Consider the following 16,020-nt stretch of genomic DNA (forward strand, 5'->3'; position numbering starts at 1 on the left):
TATCGTCTTATTCAATATCCAACGCATCCGGTGACATAATAATGCCGGTGCTGTCGGCGTAGAGATGGTCGCCCGGTAAAAAGGTCACACCAGCAAAATTGACCGGTACTTCCGTTTCGCCAAAGCCTTTATCATCAGCACCAACCGGAATAGCATTAACCGCCTGAATGCCAATGTCGAAATCTTCCAGTAAATCTAAATCGCGCACGCTGCCGTAGCAGACAATGCCTTCCCAGCCATTTGTGGCGGCTATTGAAGCCAGCTCAGCATCAATGATGGCACGTCGGGCAGAGCCGCCGGCATCGATCAGCAGCACTTTACCAACGCCTGGCTCACTGAGCATTTGCCTGACCAGGCCGTTGTCTTCAAAGCACTTAACAGTATGGATTTGGCCGCCAAATGACCGCCGGCCACCATAGCTGGCAAATAATGGCTCCACCACATCAACTAAATCGGCATAAAGATCACATAACTCTGATGTGTTGTATTCCATAACTGGCTCCGGCAGGGAAGAAACGTCTGTTCACAGTATAGCGCCGACTCAGGCAAGCTCAAACTATTATTATTACTGGGTTTTCGCAGATTTGAACGATGCATGTTGTCGAGCAGACAGGTTATTTGTTACTGTGTATTGAGACGACTCAACCGGTATATGCCGTGGCGCCAGAAATATTTTCCAGACTTGCTATCTACCTGACAGAGATGGGGGTCGCTTTACTGATCAGTTATCTGCTGTGGCGCCTTAGTCTGGTTTACAAACAAAGTTATATCCGGTCCTGGTTTTTTGCCTTACTGGCATTTGGCATCTACCAGTTGATGATTTTGCTGCAATGGGCAACGCCATCCAGCCTTGTGCCGACTTCAATTATGCAGTTTACTGTCGTGTTTTGCAGCTACGGTTTTGCCGTTTATCTGCTACGGGGGATGGTGCAGACACGGGGAAGTGAAGCACATTTACTGGGCCGGGTATCTAACACTACGCTGATAGTGCTGCTGTGTACCGCAGCGGTTGTTAGCATAGCGCCGTTTGGCTGGAGTGAGGCTATTGACGCCTGGCAGCGCTATTTTCAACTTTATTTCCGCTTATTACTGATGGGTATCTTGCTGCTAACTGCTGCAGTCAGTTTGTTGCAGCGCACAGATAATGCTCTGGGGCAACGCCTCGCGGTTTTTAGTATGTCACTGTGGGGCGTGCTTTATATTGCCTATACCATCTGGCAAGTGCTCAGTACGCGCCAGCCTGCTGATATCCAACTGTTACTGATTTATAAATGCATAGAGCTATTTTTATTAAGTTGCCTAGGGTTGGCACTGCTGATTTGGTTACATGAACACGAGCGAAATACCAACCGACAGTTAAGTGAAAAAGCGTTGTATCTGGATCGTTATGATCAGCTCACCGGCGCGCTGAACCGTGATGCGTTGCTTACGATGCTGCAAGAGAAACTGCAACAATCCGTCTCTGCTTCAACTTATTTATTGATGCTTGGGCTGGATAAATTCAAAACAATTAACGAGTCGGTAGGTTTAAAACAAGGCGATATTTTGCTGCGCCAGCTTAATCAGCGGCTTGAGGCTAGCATCTTAAAACCGGCTCTGGTTGCCCGCACCGGCGGCGATATTTTCGCGTTGGCACTAACCGACATCAAAACCGCTACTCAGCTCCAGTTTGCATTAAGACATTTACAGCAATTGGTTGAGAAAAGCTTTGATCTGGCGGGCGGCCCGTTGCAGCTTAGTTGCACTATAGGCATTGCCAGTGCACCGGAAGATGCAATTACTGCAGAAAGCTTGCTGCAAAAAGCCAATATTGCCTATCACCAGGCCAAAAGGCTGCAGCAGCGTAGCTTGGCTTATAAAGCCGGTATGGAAGATGAATCCGCCCGGTTGATTGGCTGGGAAACCGAGTTACTGTCAGCCATGCGTAACGATGAGCTGGTATTGTATTTCCAGCCTCAGATCAATTTACGCGACGATAAGCTTGAAGCTTTTGAAGTATTAATACGCTGGCAGCATCCGACAAAAGGCTTTCTGATGCCAGGGCAGTTTTTACCCTTTGTTGAACAACTGGGATTAAGCCGGCAACTTGATTTCTGGATTTTGCACAAGGCGGTGAAAACCATCAGCGAATGGCGCAAGCAGCAGTTACACATACCGCTGGCAGTGAATATGTCGCCATTACATTTTCAGCAGGATGGCCTGAAACAAAAAATTCAGCAGCTGTTGCTGCAATACAAAATCTCTCCGGATTTACTTGAGCTGGAAATCACAGAAAATACCGCAATGCATGATATGGAAAAAGGCTCTAACCATGTGCTGGAGCTGCAGCAGATGGGCATTCGGGTATCTATTGATGACTTCGGTACCGGCTACTCGTCACTGGCTTATTTACGTCGTATGCCGATTGAGAAAATTAAAATCGACCGTAGCTTTGTTATGGATATGGCAGGCAATGACTCAGACATGATTATCGTAAAAACAATGATTAAACTGGCGCATGGCCTGGGTAAACGTATTCTCGCGGAAGGGGTTGAAACGGCAATGCAACTGCAGTTGCTGCGCAACTTGTCCTGCGACACTGTGCAGGGTTACTACTTCGCTAAACCTCTGTCAGAGCAAGATGCGATCAATTTCGCCCGTCAGCCGGTGTCATTATAGCGTCATAAAGCAAGGTTAGTCTGAGTTCAGTCAACGCTGATGACGGGGCTGGACCATGTTACTAAAACGTCTTGAACAGTGGGATCAAGCGTCTTTCTGCCGGTTGTTTAACCGCAGCTCTTCGCGGTTTATGTTTACTACCAGTTACTGGCTGTCAAAAACGGCCGACGGTCCCTTGTATCTGCTATTAGCAGCAATGCTGTTGGTGCTGGAAATAAATGCGGCCCCTTCCTTTGGCCAGTTGTTGTTATACAGCTTTGCGCTTGAACTACCGCTTTATCTGCTGTTGAAAAACGCTATTAAACGTCCTCGACCTGCGGATGTACTCAGTGCTTTTATTCATGCGCATATTATTCCTTCTGATCGCTTCAGTTTACCATCAGGTCACACCGCGGGTGCTTTTGTAGTCGCGACGGCAGTCGCTATCTATTATCCTCTATTTTGGCCGCTGGCGTTAAGCTGGGCACTGTGTATAGGCCTGTCCCGCATTATGCTGGGCGTGCACTTTCCGCTGGATGTCATTGCCGGCGCGCTGCTGGGGACTCTGTGTACATTGTGTTCCTACATACTGTACATCTGAGATTTCTGTCGCAAAATTCCGAATTTTTATTTTGTAGTGCGCTATCCTCAAAAGAGTTGTTAACAAACGGGATTGCATTATGAGCCAGTTAAGAAAATTGTCGATAAAACAGCGGTTATTTATCAATGGTGGCGCTCTGGTTATCGCTATGGCGATAATGTTGCTTATTCTGTTTTATCAGGGCGCTCAGTTAACCAGTCTGGCAAGAACGCAGCAGTTGGTTGAGCAGATCAGCGCGGACGTGCTGATGTTCCGCCGCCATGAGAAAGATTTTATGGCACGCACTGAGCTGAAATATCAGCAGCGCTTGAATGACCATTATCAGCTGATGCTGCAGCATACCGAAGAGCTTGATACATTACTGCAGCGTCATGGTATAGACCAGACACCATTGCGCACTTTTTCGGGCTATACCTCAAGCTATCAACAAAAGTTCAATCAGCTGGTTGAGTCACAGCAGCGCCTGGGGCTGGATGCGCAGTCAGGTCTGATGGGAGAACTACGGCAAACGGTACAGCAGCTGGAGGAGCGGCTGGATCAACTAGGGCAGGATAACCTGACCATACTGGTGTTGCAGTTACGCCGTGCTGAAAAGGACTTTTTGTTACGCAAAGATATGGCTTATGCAGAGCGGTTTAATGCGCTGTTTCCACAGCTTTTGCTGCAGACAGGCTCAGATGCTGCCAGCAAAGCCCTGGCAGAGCGTTATAACCAGAGTTTCACTGCACTGGTAAATGCGATGCGCCAGATGGGGCTGAGCGAAACAGAAGGCGCCACCGGTGAGATGCGCGCCGCTATTCACAGCACCGAAACCAGCTTGAAGGAGCTGGAGCAGCAAACAACCAAGGCCATAAGCGACTCTGTCAGTGCTACTCAGCAGCTGGCACTGGCCATTTTTGTCATCGTACTTGCTACCGTGCTGCTGCTGGTTGCGCTGACCAGCCGCAGTATTTTGCGCCCTGTGATGGAGGTATGCCAGGCAATTGGTCTGATCCGTGCCAACAATGATTTTCGCATGCGTGTTGCGGTGGCTGGCAATGACGAGATGACCACGCTGGCGGTAGATTTTAATGCCATGTTAGGTGATTTTCAGGATTTGATCAAAACGGTTAATCAGGCGCTGGAAATGCTCGACACCGCAACCAATGAGCTGGCGCGCTCTACCGCTGATACCAGCCGGGGCATGCAGCAGCAACAAAACGAAACTGATATGGTGGCAACGGCCGTTACTGAAATGGGCGCGACCATTAATGAAATTGCCGGCAATACCGAAATGACAGCAGCAAAGGCCGAAGCGACAAATCAAAATGCCCAGAGTGGCCGAGGCGAAGTGCAGCAGACGGTGCAGCGTATTAATGCTTTGTCAGACCGCTTACAAGAGGCGACGAATGTGGTGGCTGAGCTGGAGAAAGACAGTAAAACGATAGGCTCGGTGCTGGATGTGATCCGTGGCATTGCAGAACAAACTAACCTGTTGGCGCTAAATGCGGCGATAGAAGCGGCGCGTGCAGGCGAGCAAGGCAGAGGTTTTGCTGTCGTTGCCGATGAAGTGCGTAACCTCGCGATGCGTACTCAGGAGTCAACCCGGCAGATCGAGGCCATAGTGCACGGTTTGCAGGGCCGGACGTCTAATATAGTGCAGGTAATACAGGGCTGCCGGCAGGATGGCAGCGACAGTGCGCAGCAAGCCAATGTTGCCATGCAGCTGCTAACTGAGATTACCCAGGATGTAACTAACATTATGGATATGACAACGCAAATTGCCGCAGCAATTGAAGAGCAGAGCCATGTAGCCGCCGAGGTAAATAAAAACGTAGTGAAAATCCGTGATTTATCAGACGAAACCTATGGTCATGCGCGGCATAATGCAGCCATAAGCGAGGAAGTTGCCCAGCAAGCCGCGAATCTGCATCAGTCAGTAGACCGGTTCCAGGCCTGAAAAATCGGCTTACGGTTGAATTTTAACCGCGATAAGACTATCGCGGTTAGCGTTAGCTTCAGATAGCTGCATAAGATACTGTTGCCACAGACTGTGTTGCTGCGTATGTAGCTGTTTTAAGTAAATCCAGCTGTAAATACCGCTGTCGTGGCCATCGTCAAACACCAGTTTCACAGCATAATGCCCAACCGGCAATATCTTGCTGATAGCAACCTGCTTTTTATTGCTGACCAGTTTGGGCTTACCGTGACCGCGTACTTCTGCAGAAGGTGAAAATACGCGCAGAAACTCCGCACTGAATACCGCCTTTTCGCCATCGCTGAAAACCACATCCAGTTCATGGCGCTTGCGGTGATAGTGCAGAGTACTGACTTTAACGTCAGTACCTGCAGCCTTTGCAGTGCGTAGTTCAGCCATTACAGAATAAACCGGCTTAGGTCGTCATCTTTAACCAGTGCGCCTAAATGTTTTTCCACATAGGCGGCATTGATTTCTATCTGTTCACCGGCATGATCAGCTGCATCGTAGGATATTTCTTCGAGCAGTCTTTCCATCACGGTATATAGTCTGCGCGCGCCGATATTCTCGGTGGTTTCGTTAACCTGCCAGGCTGCTGCTGCCAGGCTTTTAATACCATCTTCGCTAAAACTCAGGTTAACGCCCTCTGTTGCCAGCATGGCTTTGGCCTGCTCAGTCAGCGACGCTTTTGGCTCGGTCAGGATGCGCTCAAAGTCGGCTGCACTTAGTGCTTCCAGTTCCACACGGATTGGCAGACGGCCTTGCAACTCTGGCACCAAATCTGACGGTTTGCTCATCTGGAAGGCGCCGGAGGCAATAAACAGGATATGGTCAGTTTTGACCATGCCATGTTTAGTGTTTACGGTGCAACCTTCAATCAGCGGCAGTAAATCACGCTGCACACCTTCGCGCGATACATCAGGGCCACTGGTTTCGCCGCGTTTACAAATCTTGTCTATCTCATCCAGAAACACGATGCCGTTTTGCTCAACTGCTTCAAGTGCCTGGGCTTTTAGTTCTTCCGGGTTCACCAGCTTAGCGGCTTCTTCTTCGATCAGCTGCTTCATGGCATCTTTGATTTTCAGTTTGCGCTTTTTCTTTTTCTCGCTGCCAAGGCTTTGAAACATGCTTTGCAGCTGCGATGTCATTTCTTCCATCCCCGGCGGCGCCATAATTTCCACACCAATATTCGGCTGGGCTAAATCAAGTTCGATGTCTTTGTCATCTAACTGACCCTCGCGCAGTTTTTTGCGAAATACCTGGCGGGTATTGCTGTCTGATGCCGGTTTGTTATCAGCATCGCCCCAGCCATCTTTGGCAGGTGGCAGTAAGACATCAAGAATGCGTTCTTCGGCGGCTTCTTCAGCGCGAAAGCGGTTTTTCTCAATTGCCTGCTCGCGGTACATTTTCACGGCGCTGTCAGCCAGGTCGCGAATAATACTCTCCACTTCTTTGCCGACATAACCTACTTCGGTGAATTTTGTCGCTTCAACTTTGATAAAAGGCGCATTCGCCAGTTTTGCCAGACGACGGGCTATCTCGGTTTTACCAACCCCAGTGGGGCCAATCATCAGAATGTTTTTCGGTGTGACTTCCTGGCGCAATGCCGCGTCCAATTGCATGCGGCGCCAGCGGTTACGCAGTGCAATAGCTACCGCGCGTTTGGCTTTGTTCTGGCCGATAATATGGCGGTCCAGTTCATGTACAATTTCTCTTGGGGTCATATCAGACATAGGATACCTGCTTATAATTCTTCAATGGTCTGATGGTGATTGGTATAGACACAGATATCACCGGCGATAGTCAGACTCTTCTCAACAATGTCACGGGCGCTGAGGTCAGTGTTATTCAGTAAGGCGGTTGCAGCAGCCTGGGCATAAGGTCCGCCGCTACCTATAGCAATAAGATCCTGCTCTGGCTGCACAACATCGCCATTGCCGGTAATAATCAGTGAGGTATTGGCGTCAGCTACGGCTAGCAGGGCTTCGAGCTTACGCAGCATACGGTCTGTGCGCCAGTCTTTCGCCAGCTCAACAGCCGCGCGCATCAGATGGCCCTGATGTAGTTCTAATTTCGCTTCAAAACGCTCGAACAACGTAAATGCATCAGCTGTGCCGCCGGCAAAGCCGGCAATCACTTTGTTGTTGTACAGACGGCGTACTTTTCGGGCGTTGCCCTTCATTACGGTATTACCAAGTGAAACCTGGCCATCACCGCCGATGGCGACATGGCCATCGCGGCGAACAGAAACAATAGTAGTCATGAATTAGCCCTGTGGCGTGATTAACTTAGGGCATAAGTGTGGCTGCGTCAGTGCGATTTCAAGACCAGTTCCAGATCCGGCAGGTATTAATATTTTGCTGACGCAGGCGGTTGTTATCAGCCGTTGCTTGTCGCTTCGACTCATACGGGCCCAAAACAACCCGGTACCAGACACCATTGCTACCTTCAGTACGACGGATTTGCGAAGCAAAACCGGCAAAGGCAATTTGGGCTTTCATCGTTTCTGCCTGATGTTCGGCCCGGAATGATCCACACTGCATCTGATAGGGGCCACCTGATTTTTGCTCGGTCACTTCAACTTTCACCTCTTTGTTTTCCAGCTCTTTTATGTACTGGTACGGCTCGGTTGTCGGTTTGGCGGGCAATTCATCCTTCTTCACGGTTTTTTCAGGTTTAGCGACGGGAGTGGGGGCAGCAGGTTGCTGATTTAAAAACCACAAAAAGTAAATAAAGCCACTAATCAGGGCAAAGGTAACGATCAGCAGCAGCCACGGCTTAGCCGGCGCTGGCGCAGCGGCTTTACGACTGTTACGGGCATTACTGGCTCTGGCCGGCTTTGCTTTAGGCCGGCTGGCTCTGACATAGTCTTTCTGAGGCATAGATAGCGGGTACTGTTACTTCCTGATTGAGCGCTATTCTACAAGGTTAAGCAGAAAAAGAAACACAAGCAGCGGCGTCAGGTCAGATCTGTCGGGTCTACGTCGAGCTGCCATTTTACCTTGCGGCTAAGTGGCCAGCTGCTGACAAGGCGCAATATATGCTCTAAAGCCTGATGCATGCTGCTGCGGTTGGCGCTATATAATTGCAGCTGCCAGCGATATTTGCCCGCCCGCCTTTCCATTGGCGCAGGAATAGGGCCAAGTAATTGCACAGTGGCAAAAGCGGCTATGCCGTCGGCAACCTGTTGTAACCATTGCTGGCACAGGTCAGTTTGATGCGCCTCTGCGCTGAACATCGCCAGGTGCTGATACGGTGGTAAACAGGTTTGCTGGCGCTCCAGCAGCGCACTGCGGGCAAAAGAAGCATAACCGTTATTGATAATATCCTGTAGTAATGCGTGTTCAGGATAATGCGTTTGCAGCAACACTGTACCCCCGCTGCTGCCACGGCCTGCACGACCTGCAACCTGAGTCAACAGCTGTGCCAGCTGTTCCGGCGCGCGAAAATCGCTGCTGTATAAGGCACCGTCTACGTCAACAATCACTACCAGGCTGACATTGGGGAAGTGATGCCCCTTAGCCAGCATTTGGGTACCGACTATCAACCTTGCACCGCTGCCGTGGATATCCTCCAGCGCTTGATGCAATGCCCCTTTACGCCTTGTACTATCCCGATCTAAGCGGGTAATAGCGACATCGGGAAAGAGCTGCTGTAGATTTTCTTCCAGCTGCTCTGTGCCCTGACCCAGAGGCTTGAGTTGGGTGCTGCCACAACCACCACACTGACGCGGTATGGCTTTACTGGCACCGCAGTGGTGGCACACCAGCTGGCGGCTTTGTTTGTGGTAGGTGGTAAAAGCGCTGCAGCGGTGGCACTCTGTCAACCAGCCGCATTCCTGGCAGCTGAGGGCCGGTGCAAAACCCCGCCGGTTTAAAAACAGCATTACCTGACTTCCCTGAGCAAGCTGCTGTTTAATTTTTGCCAGTGTCTGGCTGGCCAAACCAAACTGCAACACCTGCTGTTTTAAGTCGACCAGCTCAAACTGAGGCAAGGCTTGCCCGGCAGCGCGATCCGGCAGAGGTAAGTGGATAAAGCGTTTGCTTAGCGCGTTATGCAGGCTTTCCAGACTTGGAGTGGCAGAGCCAAGCAGAATAGGGCAGTGATGCAGTGCTGCTCTTTTAATGGCTAAGTCACGGGCATGATAACGAAAGCCATCCTGCTGTTTAAGAGACTGATCATGTTCCTCATCAATGATAATCAGCCCCAGGCGCCAAAACGGCAAAAACAACGCAGAGCGGGTGCCGATAATAATGGCAGCTGCACCGGTACTGGCCTGCAGCCAGCAATGTAACCGCTCGCTATCTGTTAGCGCTGAATGCCAGCACAACACCGGTACATCAAAACGGGCTTGAAAGCGTGCCAGCGTTTGCGGCGTTAAGCCAATTTCAGGCACTATTACCAGCACCTGTTGTTGCTGACTTAGCAGGCTGGCAATACTCTGCAGGTACACTTCTGTTTTGCCAGAGCCGGTGACCCCTTCGAGCAGCAAACGTTCAAAGCGACCAAAGGCCTGGGTTACCGCAGTTACGGCCATGGCCTGCGCAGCGGTTAGCTTTAAGCCTTTAGCTGCTATTTGCGGGGCTGAAAAAGGTTGTGGAGGGACTATTATCTCTTCAGCCAGTTGTTTGTCGATAAGTTGCTTTAACGTGGCGCGACTGTATTGTTGTAGTAAGGCCGATTCGGTCAGCTGATGGCGCAGCAATGTCTGCCATAATGCCAGTTGTTTCGCTGAGCGCTTTAATGTGCTGGCATCAAGTTGTTTACCATTATCGGTCAGCTGATAAGCCTTTGGCTGATAATCCGCCAGGTTACGGCCTTCGCGCAGCAAGGCTGGCAGGGCACTTATCAGCACTTCGCCCAGCGGGTAATGATAATAATCGGCTGCGAAGCTAAGTAGCTGGCACAGCAATGCCGGTAATACCGGGTTGGTATCAAGCACTGCAACCACGGGCTTTAGCTTATTGCTGTCAAAACTGTCGTTTGGGTCTAATTGCCAGACGATACCCACCAGTTTGCGGTTACCAAAAGACACTAACACGCGGCAGCCAACCTGAACCTGCGCATTAGCCTCAATAAGATAGTCGAAATGTTGTCTCAGCGGCACCGGCAGGGCCACACGCACTACAGTCACAGCAGAATTCCAGTTAAAAGCAGTTTTCAAGTGTAAGGACAGGGTACAAGAATGCCAAGCAAAACAAAAAATATCAGCATAAAGGCAGAAGCTGTTGCAACTTAAGCGGCTATCAATTAAGCTACGCGCCCTAAATTAACTGTAATTACGTATGGTGTCTGGCAAATTGTTTGACCAGATAGCGATACGGCCTAACGAGGTAACCCATGAAACCAGGTATTCACCCAGAATATAAAGAAATTACGGCAACCTGTACTTGCGGTAATTCTTTCAAAACTAAATCTGCACTGTGCAAAGACATCCACCTGGACGTTTGCTCAGCTTGCCACCCTTTCTACACCGGTAAGCAGAAAGTGTTGGACGTAGGCGGCCGTGTAGATCGCTTCAAAAAACGTTTCTCTGTTCTGGGCAGCCGTTAATCGGTTTTACCAGGTTCAGCAAAAAAGCACCCGAGGGTGCTTTTTTTGTTTCTGTGTTTTGAGTGTTTTTTGTACAAATAGCCGTTATTTAGCGAAAAAATATTTTTATGAGTTTTCCTCTTTAGCAGTGCGGTTGTCAGGCTGCCTGTTTAATATGAGTTTTTAGTTTTATTTCATGGGTTTATCTAAAAGCATTCATCAATAACCCTATCGCCAGGCTGCTGGCAGTGCACATTGCGTGGCATCTTTATGCGTAGGATTACGCATTGGTATGCAGTAACAGCGCTCATTTGTTATTTGGGTGGCCGGACGTCTCTTGGCTGCACTCTGTTTAGTTGTTATAACGAACAACGTTACGACTAAAGTGTTATGGCATTACAAGCAGATTTGCGCTGGTACGATCAGACTGATTCCGTTTCTCTTATCGGTTGGTGCTCATTAGAATAAGCCTCTTTTGCGTAACGACATCACAATAAAAATACGCTTAGCCCTACAGACAGCAGGATAGAACCGATGGCAGATTTCAAACAACAGGCGCTGCGTTATCACGCAGAACCCACCCCCGGCAAAATCAGTATCGAGATCAGTAAGCCGGCAGAAACCGTAACCGACCTGGCGCTAGCGTATAGCCCGGGTGTTGCCGAGCCCGTGCGGGAAATTGCTGCCGATGTCGACAATGTCTACAAATACACAGCTAAGGGCAACCTGGTGGCGGTAATCAGCAATGGCACTGCTATTCTGGGACTGGGTAATCTGGGGCCTATGGCGTCCAAACCCGTGATGGAAGGCAAGGCTTTGCTGTTTAAGCGTTTTGCCAATATTGACTCAATTGATATCGAAGTAACACACCGCTCAACAGAAGAGTTTATCAACACCGTTGCCAATATAGCTGATACCTTTGGTGGTATTAATCTGGAAGATATTAAAGCGCCAGAGTGCTTTGAGATAGAAAAAGAGCTGATTAAGCGCTGTAAAATACCGGTGTTTCATGATGATCAGCACGGCACAGCCATCGTGACGGCTGCAGGGATGTTAAATGCGTTGGAAATCCAGGGCAAAGACATCAGAAAAGCGATTATTGTTTGCATGGGCGCTGGCGCAGCAGCGATTGCCTGTATGGAACTACTGATTAAATGCGGCGCTCAGCGCGAGCATATCTACATGCTGGATACCAAAGGGGTGATCCACACCCGCCGTAACGACCTCAACCAGTATAAACAGCTGTTTGCCAACAATACCGATAAGCGCACGCTGGAAGATGCATTAACCGGGGCTGATGTATTTGTTGGTGTATCCGGGCCGGACGTATTGCCTGCCGAAGCATTACAACTGATGGCTGAAAAGCCGGTTATCTTTGCCTGCTCTAACCCCGATCCGGAAATTAAACCGGAGCTGGCGCATGCAGCCCGTCATGACATCATTATGGCTACCGGTCGTTCAGATTACCCGAATCAGGTGAACAACGTGCTGTGCTTTCCGTTTATCTTCCGCGGTGCGTTGGACGTACGCGCCAGCGTAATTAATGATGAGATGAAACTGGCAGCAGTGCATGCCATCCGTGCTATCGCGAAAGAGCCGGTACCGCAGGAAGTGCTGACTGCCGCTAAAGTCGGTGAACTGAGCTTTGGTAGCAGCTATATTATCCCTAAACCGATGGATCCGAGATTACTGCCAAGGGTTGCCCGTGCTGTGGCAGAAGCCGCAGTGGCCTCGGGGGTGGCGAAACTGAACGTGCCGGATGGATACTACGCTGAGTAATTAATAAAAAGCCGGCTTAAGCCGGCTTTTTCCTGTCATCAGACCCGGAACAGGCGGGTGATGTTTTCCAGATTATGTGCAAGTGTCGCCAGTTCACTACTGGCTTTAGCAATATGGCCAGCGCTCTGTGAGCTGTGCTCGGTATTTTTGAAAATCGCATCCACATGACCAACAATGTCGCTGGCCATTTTTTGCTGGTCGTCTGTTGCATCGGCAATTTGCTGATTCATCAGGCGGATTTGGGCAATGCTTTGTGTGATTAGCTGCAGCGCATCACCGGCCTGATTGGCCGATTGCACACTATTGCCGGCCTGGGCCGTACTTTGCTGCATTTTCTGCACTGACAGGCGTGCGGCCGATTGCAGCTGTTCAATCGTGCGTTGTATTTCTTCGGTCGATTTTTGCGTCCGTGATGCCAGAGTGCGCACTTCATCCGCCACCACTGCAAAGCCGCGGCCCTGTTCACCGGCACGGGCCGCTTCTATGGCGGCATTTAATGCCAGCAGGTTGGTTTGTTCAGCAATCCCTTTGATAACACTTAGCACAGTGCCAACCTGATTGGCATCTTTTTCCAGCTGGGTAATGACTTCAGATGCTTCCTGCACGTTGCCCGCCAGCTGCTGAATGTTCTCTACCGTCAGTATCACCGTTTTCTGTCCCTGATCGGCTGCATCGCTGGACTGGTTTGCTGCGGCCGCGGCTTCGTTTGCGCTGGCTACTTCAGCGACGACACTGGCACTCATATCATCTACCGCATGTTTAGCATGGTTAGCTGCACTGCGCTGGTCTGAAATAGTTTTGTTGGTATCGTCAGTAAGCTGGTGCAGGTCTTTTGCCAGTTTTGACAATGGCACCGCAGTGTTAATGATGTCTGTGACTACATGCTGCAGCTTTTGCATAAATGTATTAAACCAGTGTGCCAGATCACCCAGCTCATCTTTGCTATTGGTATGAATACGGGCGGTTAAATCACCATCCTCTTTTGCCAGGCTTTGCAGCGAGCGAATCATACTGCTCAGGCTATTCTGAATACCGCGTGCTATTGGAAAAGCCGTACCAAATAACACCAGTGTGGTAATAATGCCCATGACAATACCGACAGTGATCAGGGTGCCGGCTTGTTCACTGGCATCATCAATTGATGTGGTAAATTGGCTTAGCTTGGTATTGCTGAATTGGCTTAGTAAGCGGGCGGTATTGTCATAGTCTGAATTCATTGCGGCAGAGCGCTGGGCCAGTGTGCTGAAGTCTGCAGTGTTATTAATCATTTGCTCAGAAACACTGTAAGCAGCCTGATAATAAGCATCAAAACTCTGCTTTATGTTGTTAATGTCACTGGCGTAATCATTATTTAACCGGCTGATGTTGTTCAGTGCTTCGGTCAGTGAGCCACGAAAGGTAGCTGCGCCAGCCAATGCCTCGCTATCTCCGGTTGTTACAGCGCTGGCCAGTGAGTCTTTTACCCGCTCAAGCAGTACCTGCGCATGCTGGGATGCCTGTAACACCGGAAACTGAATGTCACGGGTTTGTTCCAGCGTTTTAACGTTATTGAGCGCAGTTATGCTGGCGAGTATAAGATAGATAACGAAACTGAGAGTACCAATGACAGGGATTAAATAGATTTTTTTCGCGATAGACAGACGTCGTAACACATCCATACAGCATGCCTCTGTAAGTTTGAATAATTATTATGAGAGTATGTTTTGCGCAGTATAGTGCTTTATTAATGTAAATGCTTGTAGTTGTTGGCGTTCATAAGGGTAAAAATAAAAGGCCCGGCTAAGCCGGGCCTTCATGTATGTTATTTCTTCGCACGTTCAAATGAGGTCATGATTTCAGCTTTGGCGGCTTCAGCATCACCCCAACCGTTTACTTTCACCCACTTACCAGCTTCCAATTCTTTATAGCGTTCGAAGAAATGCTGAATTTGCTTTTTCAGCAGTTCGTCTACGTCGTTAATGTCTTTAACATGGTCATACAGTTTAGTCAGTTTGCTTACCGGTACGGCAATGACTTTAGCATCTTCGCCTGACTCATCAGACATAAACAATACACCAACCGGGCGGCATTTGATTACTGCGCCTGGTACCAGCGGGTATGGTGTTGGTACCAGTACGTCTACCGGATCACCATCAAGCGATAATGTCTGGTTAACAAAGCCATAGTTACATGGATAGAACATTGGTGTTGCCATAAAACGGTCAACCCACACGGTGCCGGTGTCTTTATCCACTTCATATTTAATCGGGTCGGCATTGGCCGGGATTTCAATAATGACATTGATTTCTTCTGGCAGGTTCTTACCTGCCGCTACATCACTTAAGCTCATGGCCTGGTCCTTTAGTTCGTTAAAATCGCTTCGAAAAAGTGGCGCTTATTATAGCGCCGCAATTAAAAATGGCTATCGCTGATGATAAGCGACACAGCTTTCTACTTCATGTTTTGAGCCCAGAATGACGGCAATGCGCTGATGTATGTCAACCGGCACGACTTCCATGATACGCTCATAGCCGGTAGAGCTTGCACCACCGGCCTGCTCTACCAGAAAGCTCATTGGGTTGGCTTCATACATTAGCCTCAGTTTATCCGGTTTGTTTGCATCTTTGGTATCGCGCGGGTAAGCAAAGATACCGCCACGGCATAATACACGGTGCACATCACCCACCATGGCGGCTATCCAGCGCATGTTATAGTTTTTACCACGCGGGCCATCTTTACCCAGCAACAGATCACTAATATACGCCTGCATCGGTGCCTGCCAGAAGCGTTGGTTGGACATGTTAATGGCGAACTCGGCGGTATATTTCGGTATGGTGGCTTGCTCTTCGGTTAACAGAAAACCACCATAGGTTTTATCCAGCGTATAAATGCGGGTGCCTTTGCCAGTAGTTAATGCCAGCATAGTTGACGGGCCGTAAAGCACATAACCGGCTGCCAGCTGTGCGGTGCCGGGTTGCAAAAACATGCTGGCATCGGCGGCGTCTTTATCAGCCGGTGCAGGCAGAATCGAAAAAATGGTGCCGATTAAACTGTTGATATCAGTGTTAGACGAGCCATCAAGCGGGTCAAACGTCACCAGGTACTTACCATTTGGATTACCGGCGACGGTGTCATCTTCTTCTTCCGAGCTGATGGCTTTTACCACGCCGGTTTCCAGAATGACTTCTTTTAGCAGTTCATTAGCAATAACATCGAGTTTTTTCTGCGTTTCCCCTTGAATATTCTCGCCAAGGGTAGAACCTAATACACCAGCCAGTTCTCCCTGACTTACGCGGAACGAAATTTCCCGGCAGGCTGCCAGTATGGTCTTAATCAGTGATATCAGGTCGCTGTCGACTCCATCCTGCTGTAGTACTGGCGAGATGCGGCGCATGTGATAGGTTCCTTATCTGTTATTGTGTTACTTAAGCTGCAGAGGCTGGCGTAGTTTAATGAATTTCTGTGTAAATTGCAGTTGTTACTGCCAACAAGTTCGCATTTGCTACAATGGCGGCGGTTAACTTTCAGGATTTGA

The 16,020-nt window shown here is 49.4% G+C and carries 14 protein-coding genes; 5 read left to right on the forward strand and 9 right to left on the reverse strand.

Annotated elements, in window-relative coordinates:
- Positions 1-7: 7 nt before the first annotated feature.
- Positions 8-493: a ribonuclease E activity regulator RraA gene (gene rraA / locus AC5SV9_RS14835; RefSeq protein WP_475151043.1), complete on the reverse strand. Its 486-nt coding sequence runs from the start codon at positions 491-493 to the stop codon at positions 8-10.
- 98 nt (positions 494-591) lie between these two features.
- On the opposite strand from rraA, the gene AC5SV9_RS14840 reads away from it, so the two are divergent.
- From AC5SV9_RS14840 to AC5SV9_RS14850, 3 genes are all read left to right on the forward strand, one after another.
- The gene (locus AC5SV9_RS14840) at positions 592-2,658 is read left to right on the forward strand and encodes a putative bifunctional diguanylate cyclase/phosphodiesterase (RefSeq protein ID WP_475151041.1); all 2,067 of its coding nucleotides are present in this window, start codon (positions 592-594) and stop codon (positions 2,656-2,658) included.
- A 55-nt stretch (positions 2,659-2,713) separates the two neighbouring features.
- Positions 2,714-3,238: a phosphatase PAP2 family protein gene (locus AC5SV9_RS14845; protein ID WP_475151039.1), complete on the forward strand. Its 525-nt coding sequence runs from the start codon at positions 2,714-2,716 to the stop codon at positions 3,236-3,238.
- A 79-nt stretch (positions 3,239-3,317) separates the two neighbouring features.
- Positions 3,318-5,177, forward strand: a complete 1,860-nt coding sequence (locus AC5SV9_RS14850) for a methyl-accepting chemotaxis protein (RefSeq protein ID WP_475151036.1) — start codon at positions 3,318-3,320, stop codon at positions 5,175-5,177.
- Between the two features lie 9 nt (positions 5,178-5,186).
- On the opposite strand, the gene AC5SV9_RS14855 is transcribed toward AC5SV9_RS14850, so the two are convergent.
- From AC5SV9_RS14855 to priA, 5 genes are all read right to left on the reverse strand, one after another.
- Positions 5,187-5,594 (reverse strand): gamma-butyrobetaine hydroxylase family protein, encoded by a 408-nt coding sequence (locus AC5SV9_RS14855; RefSeq protein ID WP_475151034.1) that lies wholly within the window; start codon positions 5,592-5,594, stop codon positions 5,187-5,189.
- Positions 5,594-6,928, reverse strand: coding sequence for an ATP-dependent protease ATPase subunit HslU (gene hslU / locus AC5SV9_RS14860; protein WP_475151032.1), 1,335 nt, complete (start codon positions 6,926-6,928; stop codon positions 5,594-5,596). Before hslU ends, AC5SV9_RS14855 begins: the two co-directional genes overlap by 1 nt.
- A gap of 11 nt (positions 6,929-6,939) precedes the next feature.
- The gene (hslV, locus tag AC5SV9_RS14865) at positions 6,940-7,458 is read right to left on the reverse strand and encodes an ATP-dependent protease subunit HslV (protein ID WP_134051901.1); all 519 of its coding nucleotides are present in this window, start codon (positions 7,456-7,458) and stop codon (positions 6,940-6,942) included.
- A 58-nt stretch (positions 7,459-7,516) separates the two neighbouring features.
- Positions 7,517-8,077, reverse strand: coding sequence for an SPOR domain-containing protein (locus AC5SV9_RS14870; RefSeq protein ID WP_475151030.1), 561 nt, complete (start codon positions 8,075-8,077; stop codon positions 7,517-7,519).
- A 77-nt stretch (positions 8,078-8,154) separates the two neighbouring features.
- Positions 8,155-10,329, reverse strand: a complete 2,175-nt coding sequence (gene priA / locus AC5SV9_RS14875; protein WP_475151027.1) for a primosomal protein N' — start codon at positions 10,327-10,329, stop codon at positions 8,155-8,157.
- Positions 10,330-10,535: 206 nt separating this feature from the next.
- Here priA and rpmE point away from each other — a divergent pair, with 206 nt between their 5' ends.
- Positions 10,536-10,748: a 50S ribosomal protein L31 gene (rpmE, locus tag AC5SV9_RS14880; protein ID WP_008217865.1), complete on the forward strand. Its 213-nt coding sequence runs from the start codon at positions 10,536-10,538 to the stop codon at positions 10,746-10,748.
- A 513-nt stretch (positions 10,749-11,261) separates the two neighbouring features.
- Positions 11,262-12,506: a malic enzyme-like NAD(P)-binding protein gene (locus tag AC5SV9_RS14885; RefSeq protein WP_475151026.1), complete on the forward strand. Its 1,245-nt coding sequence runs from the start codon at positions 11,262-11,264 to the stop codon at positions 12,504-12,506.
- 38 nt (positions 12,507-12,544) lie between these two features.
- Here AC5SV9_RS14885 and AC5SV9_RS14890 read toward each other — a convergent pair whose 3' ends face one another.
- The 3 genes from AC5SV9_RS14890 to AC5SV9_RS14900 all read right to left on the reverse strand — a co-directional run bounded on the left by AC5SV9_RS14890 (position 12,545) and on the right by AC5SV9_RS14900 (position 15,879).
- Positions 12,545-14,164, reverse strand: a complete 1,620-nt coding sequence (locus AC5SV9_RS14890; RefSeq protein ID WP_475151023.1) for a methyl-accepting chemotaxis protein — start codon at positions 14,162-14,164, stop codon at positions 12,545-12,547.
- 143 nt (positions 14,165-14,307) lie between these two features.
- Entirely contained in the window at positions 14,308-14,835 is a 528-nt protein-coding gene (gene ppa / locus AC5SV9_RS14895; RefSeq protein WP_475151022.1) for an inorganic diphosphatase, read from the reverse strand.
- 72 nt (positions 14,836-14,907) lie between these two features.
- Positions 14,908-15,879 (reverse strand): class 1 fructose-bisphosphatase, encoded by a 972-nt coding sequence (locus tag AC5SV9_RS14900; RefSeq protein WP_475151019.1) that lies wholly within the window; start codon positions 15,877-15,879, stop codon positions 14,908-14,910.
- Between the last annotated feature and the right edge of the window lie 141 nt (positions 15,880-16,020).

This window comes from Rheinheimera sp. ATLC3 (genome assembly GCF_059429535.1).

Bases quoted from the DNA above. Each gene is read 5' to 3' on its own strand.
- rraA (WP_475151043.1), bottom strand. From the start codon at position 493: ATGGAATACAACACATCAGAGTTATGTGATCTTTATGCCGATTTAGTT.
- AC5SV9_RS14840 (WP_475151041.1), top strand. From the start codon at position 592: ATGCATGTTGTCGAGCAGACAGGTTATTTGTTACTGTGTATTGAGACG.
- AC5SV9_RS14845 (WP_475151039.1), top strand. From the start codon at position 2,714: ATGTTACTAAAACGTCTTGAACAGTGGGATCAAGCGTCTTTCTGCCGG.
- AC5SV9_RS14850 (WP_475151036.1), top strand. From the start codon at position 3,318: ATGAGCCAGTTAAGAAAATTGTCGATAAAACAGCGGTTATTTATCAAT.
- AC5SV9_RS14855 (WP_475151034.1), bottom strand. From the start codon at position 5,594: ATGGCTGAACTACGCACTGCAAAGGCTGCAGGTACTGACGTTAAAGTC.
- hslU (WP_475151032.1), bottom strand. From the start codon at position 6,928: ATGTCTGATATGACCCCAAGAGAAATTGTACATGAACTGGACCGCCAT.
- hslV (WP_134051901.1), bottom strand. From the start codon at position 7,458: ATGACTACTATTGTTTCTGTTCGCCGCGATGGCCATGTCGCCATCGGC.
- AC5SV9_RS14870 (WP_475151030.1), bottom strand. From the start codon at position 8,077: ATGCCTCAGAAAGACTATGTCAGAGCCAGCCGGCCTAAAGCAAAGCCG.
- rpmE (WP_008217865.1), top strand. From the start codon at position 10,536: ATGAAACCAGGTATTCACCCAGAATATAAAGAAATTACGGCAACCTGT.
- AC5SV9_RS14885 (WP_475151026.1), top strand. From the start codon at position 11,262: ATGGCAGATTTCAAACAACAGGCGCTGCGTTATCACGCAGAACCCACC.
- AC5SV9_RS14890 (WP_475151023.1), bottom strand. From the start codon at position 14,164: ATGGATGTGTTACGACGTCTGTCTATCGCGAAAAAAATCTATTTAATC.
- ppa (WP_475151022.1), bottom strand. From the start codon at position 14,835: ATGAGCTTAAGTGATGTAGCGGCAGGTAAGAACCTGCCAGAAGAAATC.
- AC5SV9_RS14900 (WP_475151019.1), bottom strand. From the start codon at position 15,879: ATGCGCCGCATCTCGCCAGTACTACAGCAGGATGGAGTCGACAGCGAC.